The following is a 3,759-nucleotide window of genomic DNA, read 5'->3' as shown; positions in this document are numbered from 1 at the left end:
TGGCCTGGGGCTTGCCATCGTGCGCCGGATCGCCGAGCAGCATGGCGCGGCGGTCTCGCTTGCAGAGTCGAAAGGTGGCGGTCTGCTGGTATCGATACGCTTCAATGCAGCCTGAATTCATTGCTTTAAGTAACCTTTAAGCGGCGCCCCGTACTCTTCGTTTCATCATGAAGCGCATCCCCGAGGAGCACACGATGAAAGCGAAGATCATTACCCGCAGCGCCGTTGCGGTAGCCGTTGCAGTCGCCTTGTCGGCGGGTTACGTCGCCGGCAACCATAACGTCGCCGCGCCCCAGGTCATCACGCCGGCCCAGGCCGCGATGATGCCCGCCGAAGCCGCCGCCAAGACCGGCATCCCCGATTTTTCGGGACTCGTCGAAACCTACGGCCCGGCCGTCGTCAACATCAGCGCGAAACACGTCGTAAAGACGGCTGCGCGGCGTGGCATGAATGGCGGCATGAACGGCGGAGCAAATGGCGGCAACCCGCAACTGCCGATCGATCCGAGCGATCCGTTCTATCAGTTCTTCAAGCATTTCTACGGTAACGGCGTGCCTGGCATGGGCGGCGACGGCAATGGCCCGAACGCCTCCGATACCCCCAGCGAAAGCCTGGGCTCAGGGTTTATCGTGAGCAGCGACGGGTACATTTTGACCAACGCGCACGTGGTCGACGGCGCGAATGTCGTCACCGTGAAAACCACCGACAAACGCGAGTACCGCGCGAAAGTCGTGGGCGCCGACAAACAGTCGGACGTCGCGGTGCTGAAGATCGAAGCGAAGAACCTGCCGATCGTGAAGATCGGCGACCCGAACGGCAGCAAGGTCGGCCAGTGGGTGGTGGCGATCGGCTCGCCTTACGGTTTCGATAACACCGTCACCTCCGGCATCATCAGCGCAAAATCGCGTTCGCTGCCCAACGAGAACTACACGCCGTTCATCCAGACCGACGTACCGGTGAACCCGGGTAACTCGGGCGGACCGCTCTTCAACCTGCAAGGCGAAGTGATCGGCATCAATTCGATGATCTATTCGCAGACCGGCGGCTTCCAGGGTCTTTCGTTCGCAATCCCGATCAACGAAGCGATCAAGGTGAAGGACGCGCTGATCAAGACCGGACACGTGGACCGCGGTCGCCTTGGCGTGACGGTGCAGGGCATGAACCAGACGCTGGCGAAATCGTTCGGCATGCAAAGCGCGAACGGCGCACTGGTGAGTTCGGTGGAACCGGGCGGCCCTGCGGCGAAGGCGGGTCTCCAGCCCGGCGACGTGATTCTGTCGGTGAACGGCCTGGCCGTTGCGGATTCCAACTCGCTGCCGGCGCAAGTTGCCGGTCTGCCGCCTGGAAGCACGGCGAAGGTGCAGGTCTGGCGCGAGAAGGGCACGAAAGACCTGACGGTGACCGTCGGCGCTCTGAGCGACGCCAAGACCGCAAGCACGGGCGGTGCGGACAAGAGCGAATCGGCATCGCAGGACGCGCGTCTGGGCGTGGCAGTCCGGCCGCTGACGCCTGAAGAGAAGCAGAGCGCTTCGTTGTCGCGTGGTCTGCTGGTCCAGCAGGCGGGCGGCGCGGCGGAAAGCGCAGGCATCCAGGCCGGCGACGTGATCTTGGCGGTCAATGGCCAGCCGGTCACGACCGTCGATCAGTTGAAGACGATGGTCAAGAACGCCGGCGACAGCATCGCGCTGTTGATCCAGCGTGACGATGCGCAAATCTTCGTGCCGGTGGATCTCGGCTGACGCGGGATTTCCGGGTTGTGGCCTTGCCGCAGCCCGGAAATAGGGCGGGATGCGGGCATGAACTGTGCTGATTCGTCTGTTCAGATGCTGTATCGACTCGAGTAGTCCGGGAGCTATCGATTACCGTGTACGAGCAGCAATCAGAAGCGCAGCGCCGATGAAGGCGTCTGAAGTCCACAAGGAGCCAAACAGATGACGAAGACGACGAACGCAGCCAGCATCCAGGCAACATCGAAGAAGAAAGCGTTTAAAAAGGTATCGATCGCGATTCTCGCCGCCACGATGACTCTTGGGGTGGCGGGCGGCGCGTTTGCGCAGGCATCGAGCGCTGACACCAGCGACATGAGCAGCGCCGGCAATACTAACGGCGGCGGCCTGCCTCAGGTCCAGACGCAGGGCAATGTGTCGTACACGTCCGGTGGCGTGGGGCTGGACGAATCGCATGCACTGATCCGCGAACAGGCGCATTGGCCGCTTTCGTTGCGTTTCACGGGTCCTACTGCGGATTATCTTGCCGACGTGCACGTGCGCATCGCTGACGAAAAGAACGCCGAAGTGCTCAAAACCGATGCAATGGGCCCATACATGCTCGTGAAATTGCCGCCGGGCCGCTATACGGTCTACGCAAAGTACAAGGATTCGGAAAAGAAACAGGCGGTGACGGTGGCGGGAAACGGCAAGGCAAAGGCCGCTTTCCACTGGTCGAGCCAGTAATCAGCTCGCTTTCCGAGCCGCGAATCGGAACAAACTGCCGGGAACGGCGCGAACCCGGACACGGTGTGTTGCGCAGGACATAAACCCGCGCACAACGCTTGCACAACTCCCTCGGAGTTGTCTCATAATGAAAGCCACGGGTCCCGGAAAGCCCGTGGTTTTTTTGCATTCGTGCCGCAGTCGCACGACGGCGCATTTCAGTGCCTTGCTTCGAATCCGCATGAATCCAGTCTGAAACCGGGAGCGCACGATGAACACCGACACCCATCTGATTGAAATTTCGCTGAACACGCGCCGGCATCGCGTGATCCATCAGGGCGTGACGTTCGCCGATACCCAGGCGGCCTTGACGCTCGCCGAAACCGGTCTTGACCCGGTGCATTATTTTCCCCGCGGCGACGTCAACATGGCGCGCCTCGCCAGGTCCGCGCACACCTCGCATTGCCCGTACAAGGGCGAAGCCACTTACTACCATTTGCTCACCGAAGAAGGTCCGATCGAAAACGCGGTCTGGAGTTACGAGGAACCGCTGGAAAGCGCCACGCAGATCAAGGGGTATCTGGCGTTCTATCCGACGCGCGTCGATCGTATCGATGAAACGTCGGGCGCCTGATCACTAAACCGCCGCATCGAGTCAGGGGAGGCCGTGATGGAAGTCGCCGATGCTTTACGCATTCCGCTCGCTCCCGCTCTCGTGCGTGAGGCGCTGGGCGACCTGGCGCTGGTGCGCGCGAGTATCGACAATTGCGAATCGCTCTTGCGGCTGGTTGGCGGCGAATACATGCTCGCGATGACCGTGCCGCTCGGCGCGCTGCGCTCGCGTTACGTCATCCGCGCACATGTAGCCGAAGCGCGCCGTTTGCCGCGGCATGACGAGGCCGAGGGCGAAGTCGATGCCCAGACCCTGAGTTTCAAGGCGCGCGGCGAGGGCGTGGGATCGTTGCGCGGACAGATCGCGGTGGCGCTGATTCCGGACGCGAACGGCGAATCGACGTGGATCGAATATACGGTTTGGGCAACGCTCACCGGACCGCTGGCGAGCTTGCCGCCGCGTCAGATCGAAAACGCGCTGCGCGAGGTGGCCGATGATTTTTTCGCCGACTTCTGCGAGGTGGTGCGCGCAAAGCACGGGCATCCGGCAACGCAAGCGCCGGACGCGGCAGTTACCCGACGGCATCTACTCTTTCCCTGATTCCGATGCCGGCCTGATCGAGAAGACGGTCGAAAGCAAGTTGTTGCATCAGGGTAAATTCCTCACGCTGAAACTCGATACAGTCGAGCTGCCCGACGGGAAACACGCCACCCG

3 protein-coding genes and 1 pseudogene are annotated in these 3,759 nt (G+C 61.7%); all 4 read left to right on the top strand.

Annotation, left to right across the window (positions count from 1 at the left end):
- The first annotated feature begins 194 nt into the window (after nucleotides 1–194).
- Nucleotides 195–1,739, top strand: coding sequence for a DegQ family serine endoprotease (locus ACRXB1_RS32660; RefSeq protein ID WP_062000719.1), 1,545 nt, complete (start codon nucleotides 195–197; stop codon nucleotides 1,737–1,739).
- 282 nt (nucleotides 1,740–2,021) lie between these two features.
- On the top strand, nucleotides 2,022–2,453 hold the full coding sequence (locus ACRXB1_RS32655) for a carboxypeptidase regulatory-like domain-containing protein (protein WP_449494380.1): 432 nt from the start codon (nucleotides 2,022–2,024) through the stop codon (nucleotides 2,451–2,453).
- 250 nt (nucleotides 2,454–2,703) lie between these two features.
- Nucleotides 2,704–3,066 carry a DUF427 domain-containing protein gene (locus ACRXB1_RS32650; RefSeq protein ID WP_061998670.1) on the top strand — a complete coding sequence of 121 codons (363 nt, stop codon included), beginning with the start codon at nucleotides 2,704–2,706 and terminating at the stop codon, nucleotides 3,064–3,066.
- 36 nt (nucleotides 3,067–3,102) lie between these two features.
- Nucleotides 3,103–3,633 (top strand): annotated as a pseudogene (locus ACRXB1_RS32645) (CoxG family protein); the annotation flags it as partial.
- Nucleotides 3,634–3,759: the final 126 nt, after the last annotated feature.

Source organism: Caballeronia sp. M23-90 (assembly GCF_053574605.1).
Note: the sequence above shows the minus strand (reverse complement) of the source record. Positions and strands in the feature narration are given on the sequence as shown.